A 26,271-nucleotide genomic window follows, 5' to 3' on the forward strand; every position below is an offset into this window, starting at 1 on the left:
CCAGCGTCGCGGCGACTGCTGTGGTTTTGCTTGCTAATGTCATCGTATTCTCCTTGGAGAATGGTGGACCGAACGTGTCGGCATCCAAGCCAAACCCGCTGCTCCCCGCATGGTTCCTGCGCATTGGTAGATCAGCGCTGCACGTTGGTACCGATCGAGCGAAAACCCATGCAATCCTTGGCGCTGCCGCGGAGAAACGCTGTCACTGCAACGATATAGCGCCGTGATACGATCCGCTTTGACGGCGGGCCGGAAGGCCATTTCCGGCCGGGCTGCTTGGCCTTGTGACGGTTACATTCGAGCCCGAGGGCTATCAATCGCTGGCGGGTCACGCCTCACACCCGGCGGCTAATCCACACCGCCCCAACGACGAACACGGCTGACACGGGCTCGTCTATGCGCGGGTGTAGCTCAGTTGGTTAGAGTGCCGGCCTGTCACGCCGGAGGTCGCGGGTTCGAGCCCCGTCACTCGCGCCATTCTTTTGAATGGCCTAGGTTCCTTAATACAAAAAGTTTCGACTTTCAGTTTCCTGAGAGTTTCAACTTTTTGTATTCCTTGCGTCACAAGCCCGCCATATGCGTTTGAGCATTGGATTCTCCAGACCCGGTTCCCATTTTGGGGCCGATGCTCAATTTTTGTTTGAGCATCGGATTTTCCCAAAACCGGTTCCCACTTTTGGGTCCGATGCTCTGGCGGAGAAGAAGCCTTGAATGCCCTGAAATCGCTCATCGAATCGCGCCGTTTCGACCTCGCGATCATGATCCTGATCCTGATCAACGCCGTCACGCTCGGCCTCGAAACCTCGCCCGACGCGATTGCTGCCTTTGGTCCGCTTCTGACGGCCATCGACCGCGCGATCCTCGGCGTCTTCGTGCTCGAACTCGCGATCCGGGTGGTCGTCTACAGGACGCATTTCTTCCGCGATCCATGGCGCATCTTCGACCTCCTCGTCGTCGGTTTCGCGCTTATCCCCGCGACCGGTTCGCTCTCGGTGCTGAGGGCGCTGCGCATCCTGCGGGTCCTGCGCCTGATCAGCATCGTTCCGTCGCTGCGCCGTGTCGTCACCGGCTTCATCACCGCCCTGCCCGGCATGGGCTCGATCATGCTGTTGCTCGGGCTGGTGTTCTACGTCTTTGCGGTGATGGCGACGAAGCTCTACGGCTCGTCCTTTCCCGAACTGTTCGGCGGCATACCGGAATCGCTCTTCACGCTTTTCCAGGTCATGACTCTCGAAGGCTGGTCGGACGGCGTGGTGCGCCCGGTCATGGAAGTCTATCCGACCGCCTGGCTGTTCTTCATCCCATTCATCATTGCGACCTCGTTCACCGTGCTCAATCTGTTCATCGGCGTGATCGTTTCGGCGATGGAGGCCGAGCATGAAGCCGTAGAATCGGCCGACAGGGCAACGCTTCATAGCGATCAGGCCACCATCCTCGCGGAGATACAGGCGCTGCGGGCAGAGGTCCGGGAATTGTCGGGCGTTCGCAGCTAGATTCCCTCAGCGCGGCGGGACAAGCATTTCCCTGCGGACATTGCGCATACAGCCAGTATTACCCGGCGAGCAGCGCCTCGACCTCATGCAGTGACGGCATCGACGGCGCCGTGCCGGGCCGGGTGACCGAAATGCCGGCGACCGCGCAGGCGAAGCGGACCGCTTGCAACGGCTCCACCCCTCTCGCAAGTGCTGCAGCCAGGCCGCCATTGAAGGCATCGCCCGCGCCGGTAGTCTCGACCACCGGGCCGGCATTGACCGCACCGACATGGTCGGAGCGGCTGGCCGTATGCAGGAGCGCGCCGTTTTCACCGAGCGTCACGATGACCGCGCCGACGCCCTTTTCGAGCAGGCTGTCGGCGGCGCGGCGGGCGTCCTCGATGGACGACACCTTGATGCCGGTCAGTTCCTCGGCCTCGGTCTCGTTGGGCGTGACATAGTCGCAGAGCGTGTAGATGTGGTCCGGAAGCTTTGCCGCGGGCGCCGGATTGAGGATGGTCGTCACCCCTGCCCCGCGCGCGATCTCCAGCGCCCGCAGCGCCGCGTCGATCGGCTGCTCGAGCTGGGTGACGAAGACGCCGGCCGAGCGGATCAGCCCGGCATGGGTTTCGATGTCGTCGGGCGAAATCAGCATGGCCGCGCCGGGGCTGACGATGATGGCATTGTTGCCGGTCGTCTCCTCGACGAAGATGTAGGCTGCACCCGTGTAGCTTTCCGGGGTGTCGATGACGGCGCTCTTCACGCCGGCCTGCGCCCAGGTCTGCCTGGCCATATCGGCAAAGGGATCGACGCCGAGGCGCGTCAGGAAGGTGACGTCGGCGCCGAGACGGCCAGCCGCGACCGCCTGGTTCGACCCCTTGCCGCCGGGACCGAGGGTGAAGGATGTTCCAAGGATCGTCTCGCCCATGCGTGGCTGGCGGGCGGCGCGGTAGGCGGTGTCGGCGACGAACACGCCCAATATGACGACAGGCTTGCCTGGCATGCCGCTACTCGGCGTCCGGCGGAACGACGCCCTTGCGGAAGGCAAAACAGCCATAGAAGCGGCGCTCGCCGGTCTGGATGACGCAATAGGCCTTCTTGGCGCGCTCGTAGAAGGCGTAGCGCTCGACCGAAATCATCGGCCAGGCCTTGCCCTCCGCAGCATTGATCTCGTTTTGCACTTGCCTCTGCACGGGCGGGATCTCGTCCGGCTGCCCGACGATCTCCATGCGGGCGGCGGCATCGTCGACGAAATTGTCCAGCGGATAGAGCGACAGCACCGCCTTGACCACGTCCGCCGCCGGCGCGTCTATGCGCAGCAGCCGGCCGAGCACGGTCTGGCGGGCCACTGAATCGGAGGGGAAGTTGGTGTCGGCGATGATCAAATCATCGCCATGCCCCATTGCCCGCAGCGCCTGGAGCACGTCGGCATTGAGCAGCGGATTGATCCCTTTGAGCATGGCATTCCTCCCGAACGGGCTTTTGTGTGAGGTCAGATACGGCGGCCGGTCTCTGCGTCGAAGAGGTGGACCTGCTCGAGCCGGGGTTTCAGGCGCAGCGTGTCGCCTGGCTTGAAGTCATGGCGCTCGCGAAACAGCGCCACCATCTCGCCCTCGCCGAAACGCAGGAACACCAGCGTTTCGGAACCGGTCGGCTCGACTACCGAAATCTTCGCCAGCACGCCGTCGGGGTGGATTTCGAGATGCTCGGGCCGCACGCCGTAGACGACTTTGCGGCCATCCTCCACCGCGCTTTTCGCTGATATCGGGAATGGCGTCCCGGCGATCTCTACGACAGCTTTGTCGCCCTTGCGCACCACGCCCTTGAGCAGGTTCATCGACGGCGAGCCGATGAAGCCGGCGACGAACAGATTGGCCGGCCGATCGAACAGCTCCAGCGGTGCGCCAACCTGCTCGATGCGGCCGTCGCGCATCACGACGATCTTGTCGGCCATGGTCATGGCCTCGATCTGGTCGTGCGTGACATAGATGGTGGTGGTCTTCAGCCGCTGGTGCAGTTCCTTGATCTCGGTGCGCATCTGCACGCGCAGCTTCGCGTCAAGATTGGAGAGCGGCTCGTCGAACAGGAACACCTGCGGGTTGCGCACGATGGCCCGGCCCATGGCGACACGCTGGCGCTGCCCGCCCGAGAGCTGGCGCGGATAGCGCTTGAGGTAGGGATTGAGGTCGAGGATATCGGCGGCGCGCTTGACCCGCTCGGCAACCACGGCCGGATCGGTCTTCCGCAGTTTGAGCGCAAAGGCCATGTTCTGCTCGACCGTCTTGTGGGGGTAGAGCGCGTAATTCTGGAACACCATGGCGATGTCGCGCTTGGCCGGCGGCAGATGGTTGACGACACGCTCGCCGATGGCAATCGTCCCACCGGAAACGGTCTCCAGGCCCGCCACCATCCTGAGCAGCGTGGACTTGCCGCACCCCGAAGGGCCGACCAGCACCACGAACTGCCCATCAGCTATGTCGACGCTGACATCGTGCAGGACCTTGACGGTTCCGAACGCCTTGGCCACATTGCTGATTGCGACTTGAGCCATCGGCCCCCCTTTCGTTGCGGTGAAGCTAAACAACGCAAACGGCGAGGGCAAGTCAGTCTTTTATCGATAAAAAACTCTACCCTCGTTGACACGGCCCGTGGTTGCGAGAATAGTGAAAGGGCTCGTGCTATGCCCCTGTTCCGGCGCGCCGAAACGCCAATCCGGACCACGGAAATCGAAGCGTCGCGGGAGGGAACTTGGGCCACTAATCCTGGGAGTCGCTGTCGTTGGGGAACACGTCCAGCGCTCCGGGCATCCGAAAACAATCGTCATTTGAGATTCTGGGAGGAACGAAATGAAAGTCAGCCTTTACAACCAGTTTATGCGCGCGGGAGCCACTCGCCGCGATGTGCTCAAGGGCGCGGCCAGCATGGCCGCGATCGCCGCGGCATCCGGCGCCGGGCTTGGCGCGCTGACGCGCCCGGCTTCCGCCGCAAGCGAACTGCGCGCGCAGATCCTCCAGATTCCCGGCGTCGGCAAGGGCCAGCCGACCGATGCCGACTTCCAGCAAGTCGGCGAGCTTTGCCTGGAGGCGACCAAAGCCAACGTCAAGGAAGGCGAATTCGCCGGCGTCCAGCTCACCTTCATGGGGCTCAACAACCAGAACCTGCACAATGTGCTGTTTCGCGGCTTCCTGAAGCCGTGGGAGACCTACACCGGCGCCAAGATCAACTGGATCGACCTGGCGCAGGCGGACTACAACGCCCGCCTGCAGCAGTCGATCGCCACCGGCACCGTCGATTTCGACATCATCGAGATGGGTGCGCCGTTCGAAGGCGACGTGTGCGGCAAGGGCCTGACCTCCGAAATGCCGGACTGGGTCAAAGACCAGATCGACATGAAGGACGTCGTCGCCTATCTGCAGCCACCGGTCGGCACCTGGGACGGCAAGCAGTACCGCGTGACCGTCGACGGCGACGCGCACAACTTCAATTACCGCACCGACGTGTTCGCCGATGCCGACCTTGCCAAGGCGTGGAAGGACGGCGGCGGCGGCGGTGAATGGGGCGTGCCGAAGACCTGGCAGCAGGTGCAGGCCGTGACCAAATTCCTCAAGGGCAAGCAGTTCCAGGGCCAGGACGTCTTCGGCTATCTCGACGCGCCCAAGGCCTGGGGCGGCTTCGGCTTCTACTTCCTCGGCAGCCGTGCCACCGCCTATGCCAAACATCCCGACGACAAGGCCTGGCTGTTCGATGCCGACACGATGAAGCCGCGCATCAACAATCCAGCCTGGGTGCGGGCGATCCAGGACGTCATCGACGCGCTGCCTTCCGAGCCTGCCGACCAGATCAACGCCGACCCGAACACCACCGCCTTCCAGCAGTTCCTGGCCGGCACCGGTTCGATGGTCACCTGGTGGGGCGATGTCGGCTCAAACGTCAAGACAAACGACTCCTCTGTCGTCGGCGACGTCACCGGCTTCTCGATCCTGCCTGGCTCGGACGACGTCTACAATTCCAAGACCGGCCAATGGGATAAGCTCGCCAGCGGACCGAATTATGCGCCGAACTGCGCCTATCTCGGCTGGGGCGTCTATGTCATGGCCCGGGTCGACAGCGACGAAAAGAAGAAAAAGGCGGCATGGTCGGCCGCTGCCCATCTCGGCGGCAAGGATCTGTCGATCTGGACAGCCATGTACCCGTCCGGCTTCCAACCCTACCGCAATTCGCATTTCGACATTCCGGAATGGGTAGCGGCCGGTTACGACGAGGCGTTCATCACTTCGTATCTGAAGTCGGAAGCCGACAGCTACAATCATCCGAACGCCGCGATCGAACCGCGCATCCCCGGCATCTTCCAGTATTACAGCGCCGCCGAGGACATTCTGGCCAACACGTTTGCCGGAAAGATGAAGGCGCAGGAAGGCGCCGATGCGATCGCAGCCGCCTGGGAGAAGCTGACCGACCAGATCGGCCGCGAAAATCAGATCAAGCTCTACAAGGCCTCGCTCGGCATGTAGGCTGAGACTGTGGTGAACCGCGGTCCGGCGGTGCGAGGCCGCCGGACCGCAGCTTGACCGGCCAGCCGGTCAAAAGCCTTCAGTGAACGGACCAGACGCGTGGCTGACCAGACCTTGCCCACCAATGCGTGGCCGGCAAACGCCGCTCCATCCGATCTGATATCACCGGGCCGCAAGCGGCTCGGCCGGGCCTTGATGGCCGCTGCGACGCTCGGCCTTCTGGCGGTGATCGCAGTTCAGATCCTCTACAAGACCGAGGTCGACACTATCGGGTTCGAGACCTGGCGGCCGGTGGTCTATGCCTATGTGCTGTGGGGTGTTGCGCTCGGCATCGGCCAGGTGCTGACGCGCGGCGAAGACGGCCAGCGCGCGCTGTTCCTTTTGCCGGCGCTGCTGTTCACCATCGCCATGGTGATCTTCCCGACGCTGTTCGGTTTCTACATCGCGCTGACCGACTGGAACCTCAGTTCCTTCAGTGGCCGGAAGTTCAACGGGCTCGACAATTTCTGGCAGATGCTGGCCGATCCCTACTACCGCAACGCGCTGTTCAACATGGTGCTCTATGTGCTCGCGGTGCTGGTCGAGTACGTCATCGCGTTTGGCCTCGCACTGCTCCTCAACGCACAGATCCGGGCGCGCAAATTCTTCCGCGTCGTTTTCCTCATGCCGTTGATGCTGTCGCCGGTCGCAGTATCGTGGATGATCGGCAAATCGCTGATGGAGTACCGGTTCGGGCCGGCCGCGGCACTGGCGCGCCAGCTCGGCTGGGAAAATCCCGCCTTCTTCTCCAATCCGATCACCGCCCGCATCTCGATCATGGTGCTGGATGCCTGGACCTTCATCCCGTTCATGATGATCATGCTGCTCGCCGGCCTCCAGGCGATGTCACGCGAGGTGCTGGAGGCGGCCAGGGTAGACGGCGCCAATGCCTGGCAGACCTTCTGGCAGGTCACCTTCCCGCTGATGCTGCCGGTGTCGGTAACGGCGATCATCCTGCGCATCATCTTCAAGCTGAAGCTTGCCGACATCATCATCACCGTCACCTCGGGCGGCCCGGGTGGCGCGACCGATTCCGTGTCGAGCTTCATCTATCGCGAGTATCGCGACCGCTCGAATGTCGGCTACGGCACCATGCTGGCAATGGCCTACCTCATCATCATCATCGTGTTCGTGACATGGCTGTTGAAATTCGCCAACCGCTTCGTGCGCAACGTCAATTGATTGGGGCGGCAATATGAGCGTTCAGACCACCGACTATGCCGCTTCCGAAATCCGCTCGCCGGCGAGCTTTTTCGCCAACCGCGTCTTCATCTATGGCGCGCTGGTGTTCTGGGCCTTCATCTGCCTGTTCCCGATCTACTGGACGATAACCACCTCGTTCAAAACCGCAGTCGACGTCACCCAGGGCCATCTCATCCCGTTCGTCGACTTCCGGCCGGACTGGAAGGGCTGGCGCTCGCTCGGCCTGTCGCCGGACTCGATCTTCCGGACGTCGACGGTGCGCGACGAGTTCATCAAGCGCTTCATGAATTCGGTCATCACCTCGGTCGGCGCGTCGAGCCTCGCCATTGTCATCGGCAGCCTCGCCGCCTACGGCCTCACCCGCTACCGCTATCACTTCGCCTGGTTCAAGAATGAGGACATCTCCTTCTTCTTCCTGTCGCAGCTGATCCTGCCGCCGGTCGTGCTCGCTTTGCCCTTTCTCGTGCTGTACCGCGAAGTCGGCATGCTCGACACGCGCATCGGGCTGATCCTGCTTTACACGCTGATGGTGCTGCCGATCGTCATCTGGATCATGCGCGACCAGTTCAATTCGATCCCTGTTGAGTTGGAGGAAGCAGCCCTCGTCGACGGCCTGTCGATCTGGGGCGCCTTCTTCCGCATTGTCATGCCGATCGCGCTGCCGGGCATGGTCGCCGCCTTCATCCTGGCAATGGTGCTGTGCTGGAACGAGTATTTCTTCGCCGCCCTGCTGACCTCGACAGATGCCAAGACCATTCCCGTCATGGTGGCGAGCCAGACCGGCTCGCAAGGCATCAACTGGTGGTCGATGGCGGCGCTGGCCACCGCCGCGATCACGCCGCTTGCCGTCATCGGCATCGCGCTCGAGCGCTATCTGATCATGGGCATGACCGCGGGCGCGGTGAAGTAGCGGCGCCCTCTTGCCTTCTCCCCTTGTGGGAGAAGGTGGATTGGCGCGTAGCGCCAAGACGGTTGAGGGGTGCTGGACGGAGCACCATCGGTGTCAAGCTGGAACACCCCTCATCCGACCGAGCTTCGCTCGGCCACCTTCCCCCACAAGGGGAGAAGGGAGAGCCGCTTTAGGCCGAAAGCGTCACACGCAAATGATCAAGGATCATCGCGACGCCCTTTTGCCCGAGTTCCGCCGAGGCTTCTGGCGCGCTCGCCGTATACCAGCTCTTGTTATCGGCGAAGTGGCCGGCGTCGACTGCCTCCGGGCATAGCGCCAGCATCAGCGACGTCTCGCCGATGCCGGCATGATCGAAAGGGTACTGGCCGTTCATCGTGGTCGGCATCAGCGGATGCACCTGCACCCAGTTGAAGAAATTTTCACCCGCGGCATGCCCGGCATAGTAGTCGGCCATCGCCTGCGATCCCCACCAGCCCTCGCCGCGCTCCTTTTCGAGAAAGCGGAAGATCGCCTGCCGCCCAGCGGTCTTGAAGGCGAGATCGGTCGGCATCCCGGCGGCAAAATTCTCGGTCTGGTGGTGGATGATGGCGTGGATGTTGCGAAAGCCGATGCGCAGCAGGCTGTAGAACAGTTCTTCGCCGAACGGCGCCAACGAATTGCCGCCGACTTGCAACGAGCCATTGCCCTCCGGCGGCGCCACCGCGTAGCTCGCCGCGCCATAGTAGAAGGGCGGCAGGATGACGATGTCAGCCTCCTTTTCGTACAACTCGAGCATCTTGACGACCGCCAGCGTGTCCATGCCGACAGCCATATGCTCGCCATGGTATTCGAGCACGCCGAGTGGGAGCACGACCGGCCATTTCTCGGCGATGGCCTTGCGTATCTGGTGCGGCAGCATCAGTTCGTAACGCATGATCTATTCCATATTGGTGTGACGGGCGCGCATCGCTTCGGGTGATATGCCGGTGATTGTCCTGAGCTTCAGCACCATCACCTCGAACAAGAGGAACAACGCGCCTTCGAAGACCGAGCCCATCGGCAACACGGATGTCTTTTCCGGATCCTGATCGTCGGCCATGGTCTGTGCCGGAATGAGCAAGGCGAAGTCGGCAAGTCTCGCGGCGCTGCTCTCGTCTTGCGCGGTCAGCAGCAGGACGGTCGCACCGGCTTTGCGGGCGACCTGCATTAAGGTCAGAACGGTCGAGGTCTCGCCCGGGCCGGAGCTGACGAGAAAGACGTCACCCGCGGCGAGCGGCGGCGTCGTCATGTCGCCGACCACCGACACAGGCAGGCCGAGATGGTAGAGGCGCATGGCAAAGCCCTGGACCTGCAGCGCCTCGCGGCCGCAGCCATAAACGACGACTTTGTTCGCGCCGGCCAGCATGGCGCAAGCAGCGTCGACGCGGCTCTCGTCGACCCGTGCCAGCACGCTGCCAAGCTCGTCCAGCGCAGTCCCGAACAGATTTGTGCCGGCATTCGTCATGGCAGACCCACCAGCTGGCCGGCATCAAAAATCTGTCTGAACGTTTTGGCCACGTTTTCCCCGAACAGCTTGTTTTTGCTCATGCTATCACCGTGAAAATCCGTGTCCAACGGCTCGAAGTACTTTTGAAGTGCCGCAGGCGTGATAGTGTCATGGCAATTGCGTAGGTGAGGAAATAACGGGACATGAAGACACGGCATTTCGACCGCATCGGCAATGGCGGCATGGCATTCACGGAACTCGGCTTCGGCACGGCGCCGCTGGGAAACCTCTATCGCGCCGTCTCCGACGAGGATGCCAACGCCACGCTGGAGGCCGCCTGGCGGGTCGGCTGCCGCTACTACGACACCGCGCCGCTCTACGGGCTCGGCCTCTCGGAAACGCGGCTCAATCCGTTCCTGCGCTCGAAGAAGCGCGACGACTATGTGCTGTCGAGCAAGGTCGGCCGCATCATGCGCGCCTGCCCGCCGGACCAACGCACGGGCATCGGCAAGTTCTTCGACACACCGTCGCGCCGGGAGGTCTACGATTACAGCTATGATGGCGTCATGCGCTCCTTCGAAGCCTCGCTGGAGCGCCTCGGTGTCGACCGCATCGACATCCTATTCGTGCATGACGTCGACATCTTCACCCATGGCAGCAAGGAGGCTTCCGACCAGCGCATCGAGGAGTTCATGCGCTCGGGCTATTATGGGCTGCTGGCCCTGCGCGACCAGGGCGTCATCAAGGCGTTCGGCGGCGGCATCAACGAATGGCCGGTCGCCCAGACACTTGCCGAGCGTGGCGACTTCGACCTTTTCCTGCTTGCCGGGCGCTATACGCTGCTGGAGCAGGAGGCGCTGCAATCCTTCCTGCCGCTATGCCAGAAGCGCGGCATCGGCATCGTTCTCGGCGGGCCGTATAATTCCGGTATCCTGGCAACCGGGCCGAAGCCTGGCGCCTACTACAACTATTCCGAGGCGCCGCAGGATATTATCGACCGCGTCACGCGCATCGAGGCCATCTGCAAACGCCACGGCGTGCGCCTGATCGAGGCGGCACTGCAATTTCCGCTACTGCACCCCTCGGTCGTGTCGGTGATCCCCGGCGGCCAGCGGCCGAGCGAAGTCGAAAGCAACCGCGCGCTGCTCGACGCGAAGCTGCCGTCGGCACTCTGGGCCGATCTCAAGAAGGAAGGGCTGATGCGCGCGGATGCGCCGACCGCATAGACCGCGTCCGCGGTCATCTCGCAACCAGGGCAAGCCACCAAAGTGGACGTAAAAGAAAAGCCGGGCATGCCCGGCTTTTCTGATTTTCTGAAAATGTAAAAGGGCGCGCTTAGTTTACAGCGTCCTTGAGGCCCTTGCCGGCCGAAAACTTCGGCACGGTGCGCGCCGGAATCTTCACTTCCGCACCGGTCTGCGGGTTGCGGCCGGTCGACGCGGCGCGTTTTGACACGGTGAAATTTCCGAAGCCGACAAGCCGGACATCGCCGCCCTTCTTCAGTTCGCCGGTGATCACGGAAAACACCGCATCCACCGCCGACTGCGCGTCACCCTTCGAAATACTCGCGGCATCGGCGACAGCGGACACCAGTTCGTTCTTGTTCATAAAAATTCCCTTCCATGAGAAAAACCGGAAACGTACGACTCATCCGGCAGGAAACGGACTTTAGAAAGAAGCGCTTCCGCAACCAAGTCGAAAAGCGCGAAAAAAATCGAAAAAAGCCCGGAATTCCGGGGTTTTTCACATGAAAAAGCCGGGCTCAAGGCCCGGCTCTCTGTTTGTGCATTGCAACTTTAGCAAGAGCTAATGGGCCAGCGACTTGCTGGCGTCGTCTCCGGCATCCACCGCAGCCGGCGCATTGACCGGCTCGACCCACTCGATCGGCTCCGGCATACGCACCAGCGCATGGCGCAAGACTTCGCCGACCCGTGAGACCGGAACGATCTCCATATTGTTCTTCACGTTGTCCGGAATCTCCGCCAGATCCTTGGCGTTGTCTTCCGGGATCAGCACCTTCTTGATGCCGCCGCGAAGTGCTGCAAGCAGCTTTTCCTTGAGCCCACCGATCGGCAGCACCCTGCCGCGCAGCGTGATCTCGCCGGTCATCGCCACATCGGCCCTGACCGGGATGCCGGTCAGCACCGAGACGATCGCCGTCGCCATCGCCACACCCGCCGACGGTCCGTCCTTGGGCGTTGCGCCCTCGGGCACGTGGACGTGGATGTCGCGCTTGTCGAACAGCGGCGGCTCGACGCCGAAATCGATGGCCCGTGAGCGGACGTAGGAGGCCGCCGCCGAGATCGATTCCTTCATCACGTCGCGCAGATTGCCGGTCACCGTCATGCGGCCCTTGCCGGGCATCATGACGCCTTCGATCGTCAGCAGCTCGCCGCCGACTTCCGTCCAGGCGAGGCCGGTGACGACACCGACCTGATCGTCGGCCTCGACCTGACCGAAGCGGAAGCGCGGAACACCCAGATAATCGGCGAGATTGTCCGCCGTGATGGTGATCGTCTTCTTCTTCGTCTTCAGGATCTCGGTCACTGCCTTGCGGCCGAGCTTCATCAACTCGCGCTCCAGGCTCCTGACGCCCGCTTCACGAGTGTAGGTCTGGATGATGCCGCGGATCGCATCCTCGCCGACGGAGAACTCCTTCGGCTGCAGCGCATGATCGCGGATCACCTTGGGCATCAGGTGGCGCTTGGCGATCTCGATCTTCTCGTCTTCGGTGTAGCCGGCGATGCGGATGATCTCCATGCGGTCCATCAAGGGCGCAGGGATGTTCAACGTGTTCGCCGTCGTCACGAACATCACGCTCGACAGGTCGTATTCAACCTCGAGGTAATGGTCCATGAACGTCGAGTTCTGCTCGGGATCGAGCACCTCGAGCAAAGCCGATGACGGATCGCCGCGGAAATCCTGGCCCATCTTGTCGATCTCGTCGAGCAGGAAGAGCGGGTTGGACTTCTTCGCCTTCTTCATCGACTGGATGACCTTGCCGGGCATCGAGCCGATATAGGTGCGCCGGTGACCGCGGATTTCGGCCTCGTCACGCACGCCGCCCAGCGCCATGCGGATGAACTCGCGGCCGGTCGCCTTGGCGATCGACTTGCCGAGCGAGGTCTTGCCGACGCCGGGAGGTCCGACGAGGCACAAGATCGGCCCCTTCAGCTTCTTCTGGCGGCTCTGTACGGCGAGATACTCGACGATGCGGTCCTTGACTTTGTCGAGGCCGAAATGATCGGTATCGAGCACGTTCTGCGCGAAGGCCAGATCGTGCTTGACCTTGGAGTTCTTGCCCCACGGTATCGACAGGATCCAGTCAAGATAGTTGCGCACGACGGTCGATTCTGCAGACATCGGCGACATGGTCCGCAGCTTCTTCAGTTCGGCTTCCGCCTTTTCGCGGGCCTCCTTGGAGAGCTTGGTCTTCTTGATGCGCGCTTCTATCTCGGCGGCCTCGTCGCGGCCGTCCTCGCCCTCGCCGAGCTCCTTCTGGATCGCCTTCATCTGCTCGTTGAGGTAGTATTCGCGCTGGGTCTTCTCCATCTGGCGCTTGACGCGCGAACGGATGCGCTTCTCGACCTGCAGGACGGAGATTTCGGCTTCCATGAAGCCCATCGCCTTTTCCAGCCGCTCCTTGACCGAGAGCGTGGCCAGCATCTCCTGCTTCTCGGGGATTTTGATGGCAAGGTGCGAGGCAACCGTATCGGCGAGCTTGGAATAGTCGTCGATCTGGCTGGCGGCACCCACCACTTCGGGCGAGATCTTCTTGTTCAGCTTGACGTAGTTCTCGAAGTCGGTGACGACCGAACGGGCCAGCGCCTCGACCTCGACCTCTTCCTCCTCCGGTTCGACCAGCGCTGCGGCACGGGCCTCGTGGAAGTCGGGACGGTCGGTGAAGGAGACGATTTTCGCGCGCGAGGCGCCTTCGACCAGCACCTTGACGGTGCCGTCCGGCAGCTTCAGCAACTGCAGCACATTGGCGAGCGTGCCGATGTCGAAGATGGCATCGGACTCGGGATCGTCGTCGGCGGCATTCATCTGGGTCGCAAGCAGGATCTGCTTTTCCTGACCCATCACCTCTTCCAGCGCCTTGATCGACTTTTCACGCCCGACAAAGAGCGGAACGATCATGTGCGGAAACACCACGATGTCGCGCAGTGGGAGGACTGCGAAGACGCCGTCGCTGGGAGCCTTGGATATTTTGGCCATTGTCCAACCTTTCATGTCGCGACCGCCAATCGGCCAACCGCGAATCTCATATTAACGACCGAGGATCGTTCCGCCTACCACCGTTTGTGACGGGAGTTTTACAGCACAGAAATTCGGCACCCCGGCCTTCCTCAGTTAGTTGGAGGCACGGGGGGCAAAGATCAAGGGCCAACACGAAACCGTTCATCCAATCTGTCACAATCCGTTCATCGCAAGTCGGCACGTCCGCAATGGCAAAACGGCGCCTCGCGGCGCCGTTTCAAAACAAAGTCTATTGCCGGCTCACGTCAGGCGCTGACGTTGCCCTTCTTTTCCTTCTGCTCGGAATAGATGTAGAGCGGTCTGGCGTTGCCGGACACCACCTCTTCCGAAATAACCACTTCGCGCACGCCTTCCAGCGCCGGCAGCTCGAACATCGTGTCGAGCAGGATCGCTTCCATGATCGAGCGCAGGCCGCGCGCGCCGGTCTTGCGCTCTATGGCGCGCTTGGCGATCGCCGACAGCGCATTCTCATGGAAGGTCAGGTCGACATTCTCCATCTCGAACAGCCGCTGATACTGCTTGACCAGCGCGTTCTTCGGCTCGGTCAGGATCTGGATCAGCGCCGGCTCGTCGAGGTCCTCCAGCGTCGCCAGGACAGGCAGGCGGCCGACGAACTCGGGAATGAGGCCAAACTTCAACAGATCCTCAGGCTCGACCAGGCGGAAAACGTCGCCGGTGCGGCGATCCTCGGGCGAAGCGACAGTGGCGCCGAAGCCGATCGAGGTCTTGCGGCCGCGATCCGAGATGATCTTGTCCAGGCCGGCGAAGGCGCCGCCGCAGATAAACAGGATGTTGGCGGTATCGACCTGCAGGAACTCCTGCTGCGGATGCTTCCTGCCGCCCTGCGGCGGCACGGAGGCGACCGTGCCTTCCATGATCTTCAACAGCGCCTGCTGAACGCCCTCGCCCGACACATCGCGGGTGATCGACGGATTGTCCGACTTGCGCGAGATCTTGTCGATCTCGTCGATGTAGACGATGCCACGCTGGGCGCGCTCGACATTGTAGTCGGCCGACTGCAAGAGCTTCAGGATGATGTTCTCGACATCCTCGCCGACGTAACCGGCCTCGGTCAGCGTCGTCGCATCGGCCATGGTGAAGGGAACGTCGATGATGCGGGCCAGCGTCTGCGCAAGCAGCGTCTTGCCGCAACCGGTCGGGCCGATCAGCAAGATGTTGGACTTCGCCAGCTCGACGTCGTTGTTCTTGCCGGCATGCGCAAGGCGCTTGTAATGGTTGTGGACGGCCACCGACAGCACGCGCTTGGCGTAGGGTTGGCCGATGACGTAGTCGTCGAGAACCTTGAGGATCTCCTGCGGGGTCGGCACGCCCTCGCGCGACTTCACCATCGAGGTCTTGTTCTCCTCGCGGATGATGTCCATGCAGAGCTCGACGCATTCGTCGCAGATGAACACCGTCGGGCCGGCGATCAGCTTGCGCACCTCGTGCTGGCTTTTGCCGCAAAACGAGCAATAGAGCGTGTTCTTGGAATCACCGCCGTTGTTGCCGACCTTGCTCATTTTCATGTCCTTTCATAGCCGCCCGCCGATGGTCTGGTTGAAAGGGCGCATATTCAATCTATCGCGGGAATTCGCCGCCGCCAGTGTTCCGGCTCCCGCAACGCATTCCATACGAAACACATATCAGAAAACGTCGCAATGATTCGCACCAACCCCGCACAAAGCTAAGCCGTCGAAAATCAACATAGGCTTAACGTAGGCAATTGCTCCCGTCGAGGGAACAGCCAATTGTGGCCGAAATGCCGCAAGCGGCATCAAAACTGTGTTTTCCCGCCATCCAACTGCCACCGGGCTTATGTGGCAACACCTTCGACCGGCTCGCGCGACGAAATGACCTTGTCGATGAGGCCGAAATCCTTCGCCTCGTCAGCGGTCATGAAGTGGTCACGGTCGAGCGTCTTTTCAATCTCGTCGTAGCTCTTGCCGGTGTGCTTGACATAGACCTCGTTGAGACGACGCTTCAGCTTGATGATGTCCTGAGCGTGGCGCTCGATGTCGGAAGCCTGGCCCTGGAAGCCACCGGAAGGCTGGTGGACCATGATGCGGGCGTTCGGCGTGGCGAAGCGCATGCCCTTCTCGCCTGCGGTGAGAAGCAGCGAGCCCATCGAGGCCGCCTGGCCGATGCACAGCGTCGCCACCGCCGGCTTGATGAACTGCATGGTGTCGTAGATCGCCATACCCGAGGTGACGACGCCACCGGGGGAATTGATGTAGAGGTTGATTTCCTTCTTCGGATTCTCCGCTTCGAGGAACAAGAGCTGCGCGCAGACCAGCGTCGCCATGCCGTCCTCGACCGGACCCGTGATGAAAATGATACGCTCTTTCAGGAGCCGCGAGAAAATGTCATAGGCCCGCTCGCCGCGATTGGTCTGTTCGACCACCATCGGAACGAGGTTCATGTAGGTTTCGACGGGGTTCTTCATGGACTATCCCTTATTGAGGATGGGATTCCGGCGCCGGGGGATTAGAAGGTCGGGCAGAATCGGTTCTGGATCGTTATCCTGTAAATAGGATGTCGGCTCACCCTAGCGCAAGGCCGCCCCTCCTAGCCATCCGGTTAAGTCGAATCAAGCTTTCTGCACAGGATTCGCCCGCAGCTGCGCCAGCAGCCTTCTGCTGCTCTTGAGGCGGCGCGGCCGCGTAGCAGTTTCTTAACCGCGTCGCTTAACGAAATATCTCGAAACTGCTTTCCCGCGATGCGGCTTCCCCTACAATTCAACGTTGAGCTTTGCTGAAGGTTCAACAGGGGAGTGCCATGATCAGGAAACCTGCTTCCTTGGCCATCGCCAACCTTGCCGTTTTCGGCATGGTGTCCGAAACGGCTGCCGGCGGACGCGCGCTCGAATGCTACCAGCAGGTCAACAGGCCGGCCGTCTACGAAACCGTCTATGAAAACGTGCTGGTCAGCCCCGGCGGCCAGGTGGTCGACTACGACCCGCCGATTTATGGCACGGTTGAGCGCGTCGAGCAGATCGCACCGCCCCGCGTTACGTACGAGGTCGTGCCAGCTATCACCCGCACCGTCTACCACAAGGTCAAGATCGATGACGGCGGCTATGCGTGGGAATGGCGCGTCATCCACGGCCGCAAGGTGCTGTGCAAGGTCTGGCGCAAGGCCCGCTACGCGCGCGTCGCCGAAACAGTCGTCGTTGAACCCGAGCGCACCCGACGGGTTGTCCTCCCAGCCGAATATGAGAGCGTTGCCCGAGAGGTGCTGGTGCGACCGGAGCGGCGGCGCATCACTGAGATCGCGCCATCATACCAGAAGGTGGCGCGCCGCGTGATGGTGCAGGACGGCTCGACCAGTTGGCGGCGGGTGCATATCCCAAAGCACTGCAGGTATTAGCTCAGGCTACTTCGGCCCTCAGCCATTTCTTCAGGCCGGCGACGTCGCCATGGCCGACGGCCGCCGCTACGCGCCTGCCGACCGCTGCGCCGAATTTGTAACCATGGCCGGAGCAGGCCGAGACAACAAGGCATTTGCCCTTTTCATGCGCCAGGAATTTCTTGTCGGCGGTGAAGGTGTAGGCGCAGGTCACCACCTCGGTCACCCCATACTCCTCGATGCGGGCGATCGGCGGCGAGAACAGATTGCGGATCGCTTCGCCCTCGCCCGGCACCGGCTCACGGTTCCAGTCGGCGTCGCTGGTTGGCACCTTGTGCAGGCCGGAACCGAACTTCATGCCGGCGCCGCCTGACGGTGGGATAACATAGCCGTCGACAGCACCGCCGACATCGAGGATGACCGGGGCAGCCTGCCACGCCGCTTTCAAATCGGCCGGCGGTTCGACGTAGGCGAGCGCGTTGCGCCAGGTTTTCAGTTCGCCGTCCAGTTCCGGAAACAGTTTCAGCACCCAGGCACCCGATGTGACGACGATGCGGTCGGCCTGCATCGTCTCGCCGCTTGCAAGCACGATGTGACCGGCCTCGGCATCGATCTTCGTCACCTTGCTGTTTTCGTAGACATTGGCGCCGTTGGCCCGCAACCATTTGGCGAGCCCCGCCGCGATCTTGCGGCAATGCAGCGCACCGCCCTCCGGCGAGAAGAAAGCGTAGCGAAAACTTCCGCTCTCGAGGAACGGCCAGCGCGCAACGGCTTCGACCGGCTCGATCATCTCGAAGGGAAAACCGCCGGCCACCAGCCCGTCGCGCATCTGCTCGGCGTCATCACCCTCGTCGCGCGAAATGCAGATGAAGCCGCGCGGATCGAGATGGTTTTCGCCAAGATCGGCCCACATTTCGTCCCAGGCTTCATAAGCTTCGGTGATCAGGCGGCCATAGCCCGCCGCTGCACCATAAGCGCGGCGGATGATGCGGTGATGATCGCCTGAGGCGGCAAGCGGGTTGGGAATCGATCCCTGTTCGACGATCGAGACCCGGTACCCGGCCTTGACCAGCGACCACGCCGTCGAAAGCCCTGCAATGCCTGCGCCAACCACGATCACATTCATCAAGTCAGTCTTTCCGCAGCCGCGCCGGCTGGCTCAACTCATTGGGCTGTCGCGCGCCAACATACGGACTGGCACCAAGCTGGCAAGCCGCGTTAATTGTCTGCCATGACCAAATTGACGCCAGAGTATCTTGCCTTCGATCCCTCCACCCGCCAGCTGCGGCTCGATCCACATGAGGCGGCTTTTTTCCAAAACCCTTACGAGGCCTATGCCTTCATCCATCGCGAAACGAACGCCTTCTTCTGGGAGGAGTTCGGTTTTTGGTGCTTCGGCGGCTTTGACGACGTCAACCGGCTGCTGCGTGACCGCCGCTTCGGTCGTCAGAACCCGGCCGGCATCCCCGATAGAAGCAGGATCGACCAGGACCGCACGCATCTCAGCGCATTCGACGGCATCGAGGCCAATTCGATGCTGGAACTGGAACCGCCCGTGCACACCAGGCTCAGAACGCTGGTCAACCGCGCCTTCGTCTCGCGTCAGGTCGAGCGTCTCAGGCCGCGTGTCGAGGCGCTTGCCAACGAGCTGATCGACCGTTTCGAACCGGACCAGGTCGACCTGCTGCCGGCCTTCGCGTCGCCGTTGCCGATCACCATCATTGCCGAGATGCTCGGCGTGCCTGTCGAGATGGGGCCGCAGCTGCTCGACTGGTCGCATCAGATGGTCGCCATGTACATGCATGGCCGCACACGCGAAACGGAAGAGACTGCCAATCGCGCCGCGCGGGATTTTTCGGATTTTCTACGCGGCTATGTCGCCGAGCGCCGCAAAACCCCTGGCGACGATCTGTTGTCGCTGCTGATCTCGGCGCAGGACGATGGCCAAAAACTCTCCGAGGACGAGCTGGTGTCCTCGGCTATCCTGCTGCTCAACGCCGGGCACGAGGCGACCGTTCACCAGACAGGCAACGCGGTGCGCTCGATCCTTGCGCAAGGCGGTGACCCACGCCGCTTCTTCACTTCGCCGGAAGCGACCGCAGCCACGGTCGAGGAATGCCTGCGTTTCGACGCGCCGCTGCACATGTTCACCCGCTACGCCTATCAGGAGATCGAGGTCGCTCCAGATATTCTCGTGCGGCCGGGCGAGACGATCGGCCTGTTGCTCGGCATGGCCAATCACGATCCGCTTGCTTTTGCCGAGCCCCTCGCCTTCAAATCCGAACGCACGGATCAAAAGAACGTCTCGTTCGGCGCCGGCATCCATTTCTGCATCGGCGCGCCGCTCGCCCGGCTCGAATTGCAGGTGTCGCTGAAAACCCTGTTCGACCGGCTACCGCGGCTCTATCTTGCCCAACAGCCGCGCTTCCGCGACACCTATCATTTCCACGGGCTGGAAAAGCTCGTCGCGCACTTTTGAAAACAGCAGGCCAAGGCTGGGATCGCATGACCGGAAAGATGAAATTCGCTTTTTTGCAGGAGCCTCCTTTCTGCTTCACCGACGCTTCCGGAGATGTCTCTGGCTGCGACGTCAGGCTCGCGCGGAAGGTCTGCGAAGCGTTGGGGCTAGAGGTCTTTTCGCCCATCGAGACCGAGTTCGCCAAACTGCTTCCCGGACTGGCCAAAGGCGAGTGGGACATGACCACCGGTCTGTTCATTTCGGACGAACGCAAGAAATCCGTCGACTTCACGCGACCGATCTGGGTGTTGCAGGACGGGCTGCTGGTTGCGAATCCGCGCGGGCTCAAGGGCTATCGATCCATCGCCGGAGATGAGACAGCGCTGATCGCCGTCATATCGGGCCAGATCCAACATCAAACAGCCTTGCAAAACGGCGTTCCGCCGGAGCGGATAAGGATATTCGCCACGCAAGCAGGCGCGGCAGACGCGGTCGCGGCCGGTGCAGTTCGCGCCTATGCAAGTGTCGCCATGGCGCACCGAGGCTACCTGACCAGACGGCCCGATGCGCAGCTCGAGGTCATCGACGTTCCGGCAGCCGAAAAACAGCCGGCCGCCGGCGCTTTCGCTCTCGCCAAACACAATCCGATCCTGCGCCAGCGCATCGATTCATACCTGGACGATTTGCTGGGAACTCCCTGGCACCGGAACATGATGGCTGGATACGGATTTTCCGACAGTGATGTCGATCGGCTTTTGTGAAGCGCCATGCAAGTGATCAAAGCTTGATCACATACTCCTTGCGAGTCGTTTCAAGCACTTCCCAACTTCCCCTGAAGCCCGGCCTGAGCACGAAACTGTCGCCGGCTTTGACGGTGCGCGCCTCGCCGCCTTCTTCTGATATCACGGAGACGCCGGACAGGATGTGGCAGAACTCCCATTCGTCATACTCAATGCGCCATCTGCCCGGCGTCGCCTCCCAGATGCCGGCATAGAGCCCGCCATCGCGTTCCTCGACGTTCCAGGTGCGGAACTTCGGATCGCCGGAGATCAGACGATCCGGCGCCGGCGCGCCAAGTTCCGGTTCGACGCTCTCGATATCGACGGACAGAAATTTCGGCGCGGCCATGGTCATTCAGACCTTGGCCAGGGCCTGTTCCAGATCGGCGATGATGTCTTCGACATCCTCGATGCCGACCGAGAGCCGGACCGTGTCGGGTCCCGCCCCGGCCACGACCTTCTGCTCGTCGGACAACTGGCGGTGCGTGGTCGATGCCGGGTGGATGACCAGCGACTTGGTGTCGCCGACATTGGCGAGGTGCGAGAACAGTTCGAGCGCTTCAACGAATTTGATGCCCGCGGCATAGCCGCCCTTCAGGCCGAAGGTAAACACGGCGCCGGCGCCAAGCGGCGAGTATTTCTTCTGCAGCGCATTGTTCTTGTCGCTGGGCAGGCCGGGATAGGATACCCAGGCGACCTTGGGGTGGTTGGACAACCAGCCGGCGACAGTGACCGCATTGTCGCAGTGGCGCTGCATCCTGAGCGGCAAGGTTTCCAGGCCGGTCAGGATGAGGAATGCATTGAAGGGCGAGATCGCCGGGCCGATATCGCGCAGGCCAAGCACGCGCGCGGCAATGGCGAAAGCGAAATTGCCGAAGGTCTCGTGCAGGACGAGACCGCCATATTCGGGGCGCGGCTCCGACAGCATCGGATATTTGCCTGATTTCGACCAGTCGAAGGTGCCGCCGTCGATAATAGCGCCGCCGATCGAATTGCCGTGGCCGCCGATGAACTTGGTCAGCGAATGCACGACAATGTCGGCGCCGTGCTCGATCGGCCGCACCAGATAGGGCGAGGCCAGCGTGTTGTCGACGATCAGCGGCAGGCCGTGCTTGCGGGCGATGTCGCCGATCTTCTCGATGTCGACGAAGACGCCGCCCGGATTGGCCAGGCTCTCGATGAAGATCGCCTTGGTCTTGTCGTCGATCTGGCTTTCGAAAGTCGAGACGTCGTTGGTGTCGGCCCAGCGCACCTGCCAGCCGAAATTCTTGAAGGCGTGGCCGAACTGGTTGATCGAGCCGCCGTAAAGCCTTGTCGCGGCGACGAAATTGTCGCCGGGCTGCATCAGATTGTGGAACACCAGCACCTGCGCGGCATGGCCAGACGCGACGGCCAGCGCTGCTGTGCCGCCTTCGAGTGCCGCGATGCGCTCTTCCAACACCGCCTGGGTCGGGTTCATGATCCGGGTATAGATGTTGCCGAAGGCTTTTAGCCCGAACAGCGAGGCGGCATGGTCGGCATCGTCGAAGACATAGGAGGTGGTCTGGTAGATCGGCGTCGCCCGCGCCCCCGTCGCCGGATCGGGCTTGGCGCCGGCATGGACAGCGAGCGTATTGAAACCGGGCGTACGGGTCATCGAAAACCTCCCTTTTGAAACTTTCAGAAATCGTCGGGCATTCTTGGCGAAGCCCAGTCGTGAATGCAAAGAAGAAAATGCCCTTCGGCTCGCGATCTATGACCCAGGCGCGAGAAAATTCACCAGCCCAGGGAATTTTCTTTCTACTTCTGGCGAACGCCGAAGCTCTGGAACCCCGACCGCATGATCGGCTTCTTCGACGACAAGACCCCGGAGTTGACGCCGGTCCAGCCGATCTCCCCCGACAGCTTGCCATATTCGATCTTGGGACAGCGGTTCATCACCACCTTGATGCCTGCGGCCTCGGCGCGCGCGGCCGCCTCGTCGTGGCGCACGCCAAGCTGCATCCAGATGACTTTCGGCAAGGGATCGAGCTGCAAGACCTCGTCGACAACGCCCGGCACTGCGGCGGAAGCGCGAAAGATGTCGACCATGTCGACGGGCTCGGGGAGATCGGCAAGCCTAGCATAGACTGTTCGGCCGAGGATTTCCTTGCCGGCATGGCCCGGATTGATCGGGAGCACCGAAAAACCCTTGGCGAGCAGATATTTCAGCACGAAATAGCTCGGCCGCACGTCGTTTGGCGACGCGCCGACCATGGCGATGGTCTTCACCGAATTGAGGATGCCGGCGATATAGGCATTGTCGTAGGCGTCGTGGTTCATGCCTCGTCCTCATACAGAGCTTCGGCGAGAAAACCATCCGGATCGTTGCAAAAACTGCGCATCATGCGGAAATGATCGGTATCATGGAAATCGGTCGGGTCGAGGCCGAACCGGCTGATGCGGAACAGCCGCGCGCCGGGACACGCCATCAGCAGCGGCGAATGCGTCGCCATGATCACTTGCGCCGTGCCTGATAGATCCATCCGCCGCAGCACCTTTAAAAGCTCGATCTGACGCGTCGGCGACAAAGCGCTTTCCGGTTCGTCGAGGATGTAGATGCCTTGCCTGCGGCAGCGCTCCTCGAAGAAGCGGATGAAGCCCTCGCCATGCGACCAGGACAGGAAATCGGGCGGCGCTTCACCCGCATCCAGCGCCGCCTGGTCGAGGTAGCGCGCCACGGAGTAGAAAGATTCGGCGCGAAAGAACCAGCCGGCGGTGACTTTCGGCAGCCAATGGCCGCGCAGCGTGGCGGCGAGAGCTGCGCCGCTCTTGTCGATGGCGCGGGAGTGGTCGATGGGCATGTAGCCCTTGCCGCCGCCGGCCTCATCGTATCCGGCCAGCGCGCCGATCGCCTCGAGCAGCGTCGATTTGCCGGTGCCGTTCTCGCCGACGATGATGGTGATCGGCGTGGTGAATTCGAGTTCGAAATCGTGGCTGCGGAAGATCGGCAGATTCCAGGGATATTTTTCCCAATCTGCGACACGGCTCGGCTCAATCAGGATGCGCTTGAGATAAGGCGCTTTCAGCCGCGTCAGTTGCTTGCGATACGCCACCGGAGAAAACGCGGTCAGCCCGGCAGCGAGATGCTGCCGTCTTCCGCAATCGGAAAAGCCGGATTGTGCGCCACTTCCCAGACATGCCCTTCCGTATCGGCGAAATATCCATACCACCCGCCCCAGAAGGCGCGGCCGGCCGGCTTGACGATACGACCGCCGGCCTTTTCGGCCATGGCAAGCACGTCGTCGACTTCCATATCGGAGCGGGTGTTGTAGGCGAGGTAGATCGCCGACGGCGCCGTGCCAAAGGTGATGCCCGAATCCTCTTCGGCGCTTGCGCGCGGGAACAGGCCGAGAATGACGCCACCCATCTGGAAGAAGGCGACGCCGTCGGTGATGCCGGCATGGCGGGTCAGGCCCATCGCCTCGTAGAAGCGCGTGGCGCGCTCGAGATCGTCGACGGCGATGGTGACGATGGAGATGCGGGGTTCCATATCTAGTCGTCCGTCCATTCGGGCTTGCGCTTGCCGATGAACGCGCCGATGCCTTCTTCCGCGCCGCGCGCCAGCATGTTGTCGACCATGACGCGGCCGGTGTAGGCATAGGCCTCGGCCAGCCCCATCTCGGCCTGCGCGTAGAAGGCTTCCTTGCCCGTCTTGACCACCAAAGACGATTTGGCAGCAATGGTTTGCGCATATTTGGTGACAATCTGATTCAGATATTCGCGCGGCACCACGCGATTGATGAGACCGAATTCCTTGGCCGTCGCTGCATCGATGGTCTCGCCGGTCAAAAGCATTTCCATCGCGTGCTTGCGCGAGACATTGCGCGACAGCGCCACCATCGGCGTCGAGCAGAACAGGCCGATATTGACACCCGGCGTGCAGAAGGTCGCCTCATGCGAGGCGATGGCGAGATCGCAGCTCGCCACCAGTTGCGCCCCAGCCGCCGTTGCCAGACCGTCGACCTCGGCAATCACCGGCCTGGGATGGCGCACGATCGCCTGCATCAGTGCCGCGCAAGCGGAAAACGTCTCCTCGAAGAATGCCTTGCCACGATCGGCATCAGTGCGGCGCGCAGTCATTTCCTTAAGGTCGTGCCCAGCGCAGAACACCTTTCCGGCCGCGGCCAGAATGATGACGCGGACGGATCTGTCTGATTTCGCGCGGTCGAGTTCCGCCGTCAGCGCCGCCATGACCGCCAGCGACAGGGCATTGGCCGGCGGATTGGCGAGCGTCAGGCGCAGGATGCCCTCGTCCAGTCTCGCGATAACAGGACCTTCGGCAACAGCCGGCTTGATGGCGACGATTTCGGCCATGGTCTCCAACCTCTTCATCGGCCAGCGGCATCGGATTCGCCGGCCATGGAACAAAAGAACTAGCACGCTGCCGATTGAAGAACAGCCTTGGGACGTGTTTTCTCGGCGGCGCAGCCTCGGCCAAGCGCCCTCGCCTTGAAAACCGCCGGCCATGCCGGCGCCACATACAGGAAACCGCTTATGCCTGCCCACAAGAATCTCAAGCCTGTGCTGACCGCAGCGCAAGTCAACGCGCTGATGGAGACCGTCTACCCGCAGCTCAACGACCAGTTCACCTTCTACGAGGCGATCGACGTGTTCCCGGGCGGCTGCACGGTTCGCCTGAATGCCGACGAGCGGCATCTACGCCCTGGCGGAACGGTGTCGGGCCCATCGCTGTTCACACTGGCCGATATAGGCGGCTATGTCTGCGTGCTTTCACATGCCGGGCCGGATGCGCTTTCGGTCACCACCAATCTCAGTATCAATTTCGTCCGCAAAGCCGAGGCCGGCCCGATCCATGGCCATTGCCGCATCCTGAAGCTGGGCAAGAGCCTGATGGTGTTCGATATCGACATTGTCGCCGGACCGGACGGACACACGGTAGCGCACGCGACGGGAACTTATTCGATCCCGCCGAAGAAGAGCTTCCAATCGCAGGCCTGATTTGCAGGACGGATACGTGTTTCCCCTCGTTCCAACGGAACGAAATGTCGGACAACACGTTCGCAGGTCCAATCAGGTCCGCAAAAACATGCCCGAACTTCCCACCTATCTGGCATTCCTGGTCGCCGTGCTTGGCTACCAACTGTCCGGTCCGGGGCCGGACATGCTTCTGGTGATCAGCCGCGGTATCGGACAGGGTTGGCGGGCAGCACTGGCGACTGCGACCGGGTGCGTTTTCGCAGGCGTGATCCAGATTCCACTGCTGGCAATGGGACTTGCATCGCTGGTCACGTCCTCGCCTGTCGCGTATGGCCTGCTGCAACTGCTCGGAGCAGCGTACTTGATCGCAATCGGGACGAAGTTCTTGCTCATGCGCAAGGGAGCGGAAACAACCAGCATCGTCACAGCCAATGAGGGAGGTTTGGCAGGTGCCTTTCGGCAAGGCATGGTCTGCAACCTGACCAACCCCACCGCACTGGTCTTCATGCTCGCAGTACTGCCGCAGTTCGTTCATTCCTCCACAGGATCGCCGGCGATGCAATTTATCGTGCTCGGGGCCACGATGAAGGCTACGGGCCTTTTGATTCTGGGAGCTGTAGCCTTGGCCTCAGGCGCGGTCGGCCGCTGGCTGGCACGCAACGCCGGTTTTCTTGTCTGGCAAGAACGCCTGGCTGGCGCGATCATGATCGCTGTCGGCATCAAACTGCTGCTGGCTGCGATTATTCCGGGACGGCGCTAGTCAAATTGCCGGATTAAAGTGCGGTATAATAATACCTCACTCCTAACCTTTTGATTTAGCAATATAATCCTTCTAAGGCGGCCAGAAATGCAACTTGACTGGCTAATTCC

General features: G+C 61.7%; 26 protein-coding genes and 1 tRNA gene. 11 read left to right on the top strand and 16 right to left on the bottom strand.

The window, feature by feature from the left end:
* The first annotated feature begins 400 nt into the window (after nt 1-400).
* Nucleotides 401-477, top strand: a tRNA-Asp gene (locus ABID19_RS24240).
* Between the two features lie 230 nt (nt 478-707).
* On the top strand, nt 708-1,493 hold the full coding sequence (locus tag ABID19_RS24245; RefSeq protein WP_354493438.1) for an ion transporter: 786 nt from the start codon (nt 708-710) through the stop codon (nt 1,491-1,493).
* Nucleotides 1,494-1,551: 58 nt separating this feature from the next.
* Here ABID19_RS24245 and rbsK read toward each other — a convergent pair whose 3' ends face one another.
* Genes rbsK through ABID19_RS24260 form a run of 3 tightly spaced genes read right to left on the bottom strand, consistent with a single transcriptional unit; the run spans nt 1,552 to nt 4,023 of the window.
* Nucleotides 1,552-2,475: a ribokinase gene (gene rbsK, locus ABID19_RS24250; RefSeq protein WP_354493439.1), complete on the bottom strand. Its 924-nt coding sequence runs from the start codon at nt 2,473-2,475 to the stop codon at nt 1,552-1,554.
* Nucleotides 2,476-2,479: 4 nt separating this feature from the next.
* Nucleotides 2,480-2,932: an RbsD/FucU family protein gene (locus ABID19_RS24255; RefSeq protein ID WP_354493440.1), complete on the bottom strand. Its 453-nt coding sequence runs from the start codon at nt 2,930-2,932 to the stop codon at nt 2,480-2,482.
* Nucleotides 2,933-2,964: 32 nt separating this feature from the next.
* Nucleotides 2,965-4,023 (bottom strand): ABC transporter ATP-binding protein, encoded by a 1,059-nt coding sequence (locus tag ABID19_RS24260; RefSeq protein WP_354493441.1) that lies wholly within the window; start codon nt 4,021-4,023, stop codon nt 2,965-2,967.
* Nucleotides 4,024-4,318: 295 nt separating this feature from the next.
* On the opposite strand from ABID19_RS24260, the gene ABID19_RS24265 reads away from it, so the two are divergent.
* From ABID19_RS24265 to ABID19_RS24275, 3 genes are all read left to right on the top strand, one after another.
* Nucleotides 4,319-5,983 carry an ABC transporter substrate-binding protein gene (locus ABID19_RS24265; protein WP_354493442.1) on the top strand — a complete coding sequence of 555 codons (1,665 nt, stop codon included), beginning with the start codon at nt 4,319-4,321 and terminating at the stop codon, nt 5,981-5,983.
* Nucleotides 5,984-6,082: 99 nt separating this feature from the next.
* Complete coding sequence (locus ABID19_RS24270) at nt 6,083-7,204, top strand: carbohydrate ABC transporter permease (protein WP_127206229.1); 1,122 nt, start codon at nt 6,083-6,085, stop codon at nt 7,202-7,204.
* Nucleotides 7,205-7,217: 13 nt separating this feature from the next.
* Nucleotides 7,218-8,135, top strand: a complete 918-nt coding sequence (locus ABID19_RS24275) for a carbohydrate ABC transporter permease (RefSeq protein ID WP_127316290.1) — start codon at nt 7,218-7,220, stop codon at nt 8,133-8,135.
* 169 nt (nt 8,136-8,304) lie between these two features.
* Here the strand turns inward: ABID19_RS24275 and ABID19_RS24280 are convergent, their stop codons facing one another.
* Entirely contained in the window at nt 8,305-9,048 is a 744-nt protein-coding gene (locus ABID19_RS24280) for a creatininase family protein (RefSeq protein WP_354493443.1), read from the bottom strand.
* A gap of 3 nt (nt 9,049-9,051) precedes the next feature.
* On the bottom strand, nt 9,052-9,618 hold the full coding sequence (hxlB, locus tag ABID19_RS24285) for a 6-phospho-3-hexuloisomerase (RefSeq protein ID WP_354493444.1): 567 nt from the start codon (nt 9,616-9,618) through the stop codon (nt 9,052-9,054).
* A 185-nt stretch (nt 9,619-9,803) separates the two neighbouring features.
* Here hxlB and ABID19_RS24290 point away from each other — a divergent pair, with 185 nt between their 5' ends.
* Nucleotides 9,804-10,826: an aldo/keto reductase gene (locus ABID19_RS24290; protein WP_354493445.1), complete on the top strand. Its 1,023-nt coding sequence runs from the start codon at nt 9,804-9,806 to the stop codon at nt 10,824-10,826.
* Nucleotides 10,827-10,935: 109 nt separating this feature from the next.
* Here the strand turns inward: ABID19_RS24290 and ABID19_RS24295 are convergent, their stop codons facing one another.
* From ABID19_RS24295 to clpP, 4 genes are all read right to left on the bottom strand, one after another.
* On the bottom strand, nt 10,936-11,208 hold the full coding sequence (locus ABID19_RS24295; protein ID WP_006201846.1) for an HU family DNA-binding protein: 273 nt from the start codon (nt 11,206-11,208) through the stop codon (nt 10,936-10,938).
* A gap of 198 nt (nt 11,209-11,406) precedes the next feature.
* On the bottom strand, nt 11,407-13,818 hold the full coding sequence (lon, locus tag ABID19_RS24300; RefSeq protein ID WP_352934995.1) for an endopeptidase La: 2,412 nt from the start codon (nt 13,816-13,818) through the stop codon (nt 11,407-11,409).
* A 287-nt stretch (nt 13,819-14,105) separates the two neighbouring features.
* Nucleotides 14,106-15,380, bottom strand: a complete 1,275-nt coding sequence (clpX, locus tag ABID19_RS24305) for an ATP-dependent Clp protease ATP-binding subunit ClpX (RefSeq protein ID WP_029353486.1) — start codon at nt 15,378-15,380, stop codon at nt 14,106-14,108.
* Between the two features lie 293 nt (nt 15,381-15,673).
* Entirely contained in the window at nt 15,674-16,303 is a 630-nt protein-coding gene (gene clpP, locus ABID19_RS24310) for an ATP-dependent Clp endopeptidase proteolytic subunit ClpP (protein ID WP_337125698.1), read from the bottom strand.
* 332 nt (nt 16,304-16,635) lie between these two features.
* On the opposite strand from clpP, the gene ABID19_RS24315 reads away from it, so the two are divergent.
* Nucleotides 16,636-17,226 (top strand): hypothetical protein, encoded by a 591-nt coding sequence (locus ABID19_RS24315; protein WP_354493446.1) that lies wholly within the window; start codon nt 16,636-16,638, stop codon nt 17,224-17,226.
* A gap of 1 nt (nt 17,227) precedes the next feature.
* Here ABID19_RS24315 and ABID19_RS24320 read toward each other — a convergent pair whose 3' ends face one another.
* Nucleotides 17,228-18,331 carry an NAD(P)/FAD-dependent oxidoreductase gene (locus tag ABID19_RS24320; RefSeq protein ID WP_354493500.1) on the bottom strand — a complete coding sequence of 368 codons (1,104 nt, stop codon included), beginning with the start codon at nt 18,329-18,331 and terminating at the stop codon, nt 17,228-17,230.
* A gap of 105 nt (nt 18,332-18,436) precedes the next feature.
* Here ABID19_RS24320 and ABID19_RS24325 point away from each other — a divergent pair, with 105 nt between their 5' ends.
* Both ABID19_RS24325 and ABID19_RS24330 read left to right on the top strand, forming a co-directional pair.
* Nucleotides 18,437-19,684 carry a cytochrome P450 gene (locus tag ABID19_RS24325; protein ID WP_354493447.1) on the top strand — a complete coding sequence of 416 codons (1,248 nt, stop codon included), beginning with the start codon at nt 18,437-18,439 and terminating at the stop codon, nt 19,682-19,684.
* Between the two features lie 38 nt (nt 19,685-19,722).
* On the top strand, nt 19,723-20,424 hold the full coding sequence (locus tag ABID19_RS24330) for a transporter substrate-binding domain-containing protein (protein WP_354493448.1): 702 nt from the start codon (nt 19,723-19,725) through the stop codon (nt 20,422-20,424).
* Between the two features lie 16 nt (nt 20,425-20,440).
* On the opposite strand, the gene ABID19_RS24335 is transcribed toward ABID19_RS24330, so the two are convergent.
* From ABID19_RS24335 to ABID19_RS24360, 6 genes are all read right to left on the bottom strand, one after another.
* Nucleotides 20,441-20,797: a cupin domain-containing protein gene (locus ABID19_RS24335; protein ID WP_354493449.1), complete on the bottom strand. Its 357-nt coding sequence runs from the start codon at nt 20,795-20,797 to the stop codon at nt 20,441-20,443.
* Nucleotides 20,798-22,078, bottom strand: a complete 1,281-nt coding sequence (locus ABID19_RS24340; protein ID WP_354493450.1) for an O-acetylhomoserine aminocarboxypropyltransferase — start codon at nt 22,076-22,078, stop codon at nt 20,798-20,800.
* Between the two features lie 143 nt (nt 22,079-22,221).
* Complete coding sequence (locus tag ABID19_RS24345) at nt 22,222-22,743, bottom strand: CoA-binding protein (RefSeq protein WP_354493451.1); 522 nt, start codon at nt 22,741-22,743, stop codon at nt 22,222-22,224.
* Nucleotides 22,740-23,516, bottom strand: a complete 777-nt coding sequence (locus ABID19_RS24350) for an AAA family ATPase (protein WP_352935017.1) — start codon at nt 23,514-23,516, stop codon at nt 22,740-22,742. The genes ABID19_RS24345 and ABID19_RS24350 overlap by 4 nt, the downstream gene beginning before the upstream one ends.
* Nucleotides 23,517-23,530: 14 nt before the next feature.
* Nucleotides 23,531-23,953, bottom strand: coding sequence for a VOC family protein (locus ABID19_RS24355; RefSeq protein WP_354493452.1), 423 nt, complete (start codon nt 23,951-23,953; stop codon nt 23,531-23,533).
* Between the two features lie 2 nt (nt 23,954-23,955).
* On the bottom strand, nt 23,956-24,777 hold the full coding sequence (locus tag ABID19_RS24360; RefSeq protein WP_354493453.1) for an enoyl-CoA hydratase: 822 nt from the start codon (nt 24,775-24,777) through the stop codon (nt 23,956-23,958).
* A gap of 180 nt (nt 24,778-24,957) precedes the next feature.
* On the opposite strand from ABID19_RS24360, the gene ABID19_RS24365 reads away from it, so the two are divergent.
* Together ABID19_RS24365 and ABID19_RS24370 are read left to right on the top strand one after the other, a co-directional pair.
* Nucleotides 24,958-25,422, top strand: a complete 465-nt coding sequence (locus ABID19_RS24365) for a PaaI family thioesterase (RefSeq protein WP_354493454.1) — start codon at nt 24,958-24,960, stop codon at nt 25,420-25,422.
* A gap of 88 nt (nt 25,423-25,510) precedes the next feature.
* The gene (locus tag ABID19_RS24370; RefSeq protein ID WP_354493455.1) at nt 25,511-26,161 is read left to right on the top strand and encodes a LysE family translocator; all 651 of its coding nucleotides are present in this window, start codon (nt 25,511-25,513) and stop codon (nt 26,159-26,161) included.
* Nucleotides 26,162-26,271 lie beyond the last annotated feature (110 nt).

Source organism: Mesorhizobium robiniae, from assembly GCF_040545535.1.
Lineage (GTDB): Bacteria > Pseudomonadota > Alphaproteobacteria > Rhizobiales > Rhizobiaceae > Mesorhizobium > Mesorhizobium robiniae.

Bases quoted from the DNA above. Each gene is read 5' to 3' on its own strand.
- clpX (WP_029353486.1), bottom strand. From the start codon at position 15,380: ATGAGCAAGGTCGGCAACAACGGCGGTGATTCCAAGAACACGCTCTAT.
- ABID19_RS24265 (WP_354493442.1), top strand. From the start codon at position 4,319: ATGAAAGTCAGCCTTTACAACCAGTTTATGCGCGCGGGAGCCACTCGC.
- hxlB (WP_354493444.1), bottom strand. From the start codon at position 9,618: ATGACGAATGCCGGCACAAATCTGTTCGGGACTGCGCTGGACGAGCTT.
- ABID19_RS24345 (WP_354493451.1), bottom strand. From the start codon at position 22,743: ATGAACCACGACGCCTACGACAATGCCTATATCGCCGGCATCCTCAAT.
- ABID19_RS24330 (WP_354493448.1), top strand. From the start codon at position 19,723: ATGAAATTCGCTTTTTTGCAGGAGCCTCCTTTCTGCTTCACCGACGCT.
- lon (WP_352934995.1), bottom strand. From the start codon at position 13,818: ATGGCCAAAATATCCAAGGCTCCCAGCGACGGCGTCTTCGCAGTCCTC.
- ABID19_RS24340 (WP_354493450.1), bottom strand. From the start codon at position 22,078: ATGACCCGTACGCCCGGTTTCAATACGCTCGCTGTCCATGCCGGCGCC.
- ABID19_RS24315 (WP_354493446.1), top strand. From the start codon at position 16,636: ATGATCAGGAAACCTGCTTCCTTGGCCATCGCCAACCTTGCCGTTTTC.
- ABID19_RS24295 (WP_006201846.1), bottom strand. From the start codon at position 11,208: ATGAACAAGAACGAACTGGTGTCCGCTGTCGCCGATGCCGCGAGTATT.
- ABID19_RS24360 (WP_354493453.1), bottom strand. From the start codon at position 24,777: ATGGCCGAAATCGTCGCCATCAAGCCGGCTGTTGCCGAAGGTCCTGTT.
- ABID19_RS24325 (WP_354493447.1), top strand. From the start codon at position 18,437: ATGACCAAATTGACGCCAGAGTATCTTGCCTTCGATCCCTCCACCCGC.
- ABID19_RS24280 (WP_354493443.1), bottom strand. From the start codon at position 9,048: ATGCGTTACGAACTGATGCTGCCGCACCAGATACGCAAGGCCATCGCC.
- ABID19_RS24255 (WP_354493440.1), bottom strand. From the start codon at position 2,932: ATGCTCAAAGGGATCAATCCGCTGCTCAATGCCGACGTGCTCCAGGCG.
- ABID19_RS24365 (WP_354493454.1), top strand. From the start codon at position 24,958: ATGCCTGCCCACAAGAATCTCAAGCCTGTGCTGACCGCAGCGCAAGTC.
- ABID19_RS24290 (WP_354493445.1), top strand. From the start codon at position 9,804: ATGAAGACACGGCATTTCGACCGCATCGGCAATGGCGGCATGGCATTC.
- ABID19_RS24275 (WP_127316290.1), top strand. From the start codon at position 7,218: ATGAGCGTTCAGACCACCGACTATGCCGCTTCCGAAATCCGCTCGCCG.
- clpP (WP_337125698.1), bottom strand. From the start codon at position 16,303: ATGAAGAACCCCGTCGAAACCTACATGAACCTCGTTCCGATGGTGGTC.
- ABID19_RS24260 (WP_354493441.1), bottom strand. From the start codon at position 4,023: ATGGCTCAAGTCGCAATCAGCAATGTGGCCAAGGCGTTCGGAACCGTC.
- ABID19_RS24320 (WP_354493500.1), bottom strand. From the start codon at position 18,331: ATGAATGTGATCGTGGTTGGCGCAGGCATTGCAGGGCTTTCGACGGCG.
- ABID19_RS24370 (WP_354493455.1), top strand. From the start codon at position 25,511: ATGCCCGAACTTCCCACCTATCTGGCATTCCTGGTCGCCGTGCTTGGC.
- ABID19_RS24355 (WP_354493452.1), bottom strand. From the start codon at position 23,953: ATGGAACCCCGCATCTCCATCGTCACCATCGCCGTCGACGATCTCGAG.
- ABID19_RS24335 (WP_354493449.1), bottom strand. From the start codon at position 20,797: ATGACCATGGCCGCGCCGAAATTTCTGTCCGTCGATATCGAGAGCGTC.
- rbsK (WP_354493439.1), bottom strand. From the start codon at position 2,475: ATGCCAGGCAAGCCTGTCGTCATATTGGGCGTGTTCGTCGCCGACACC.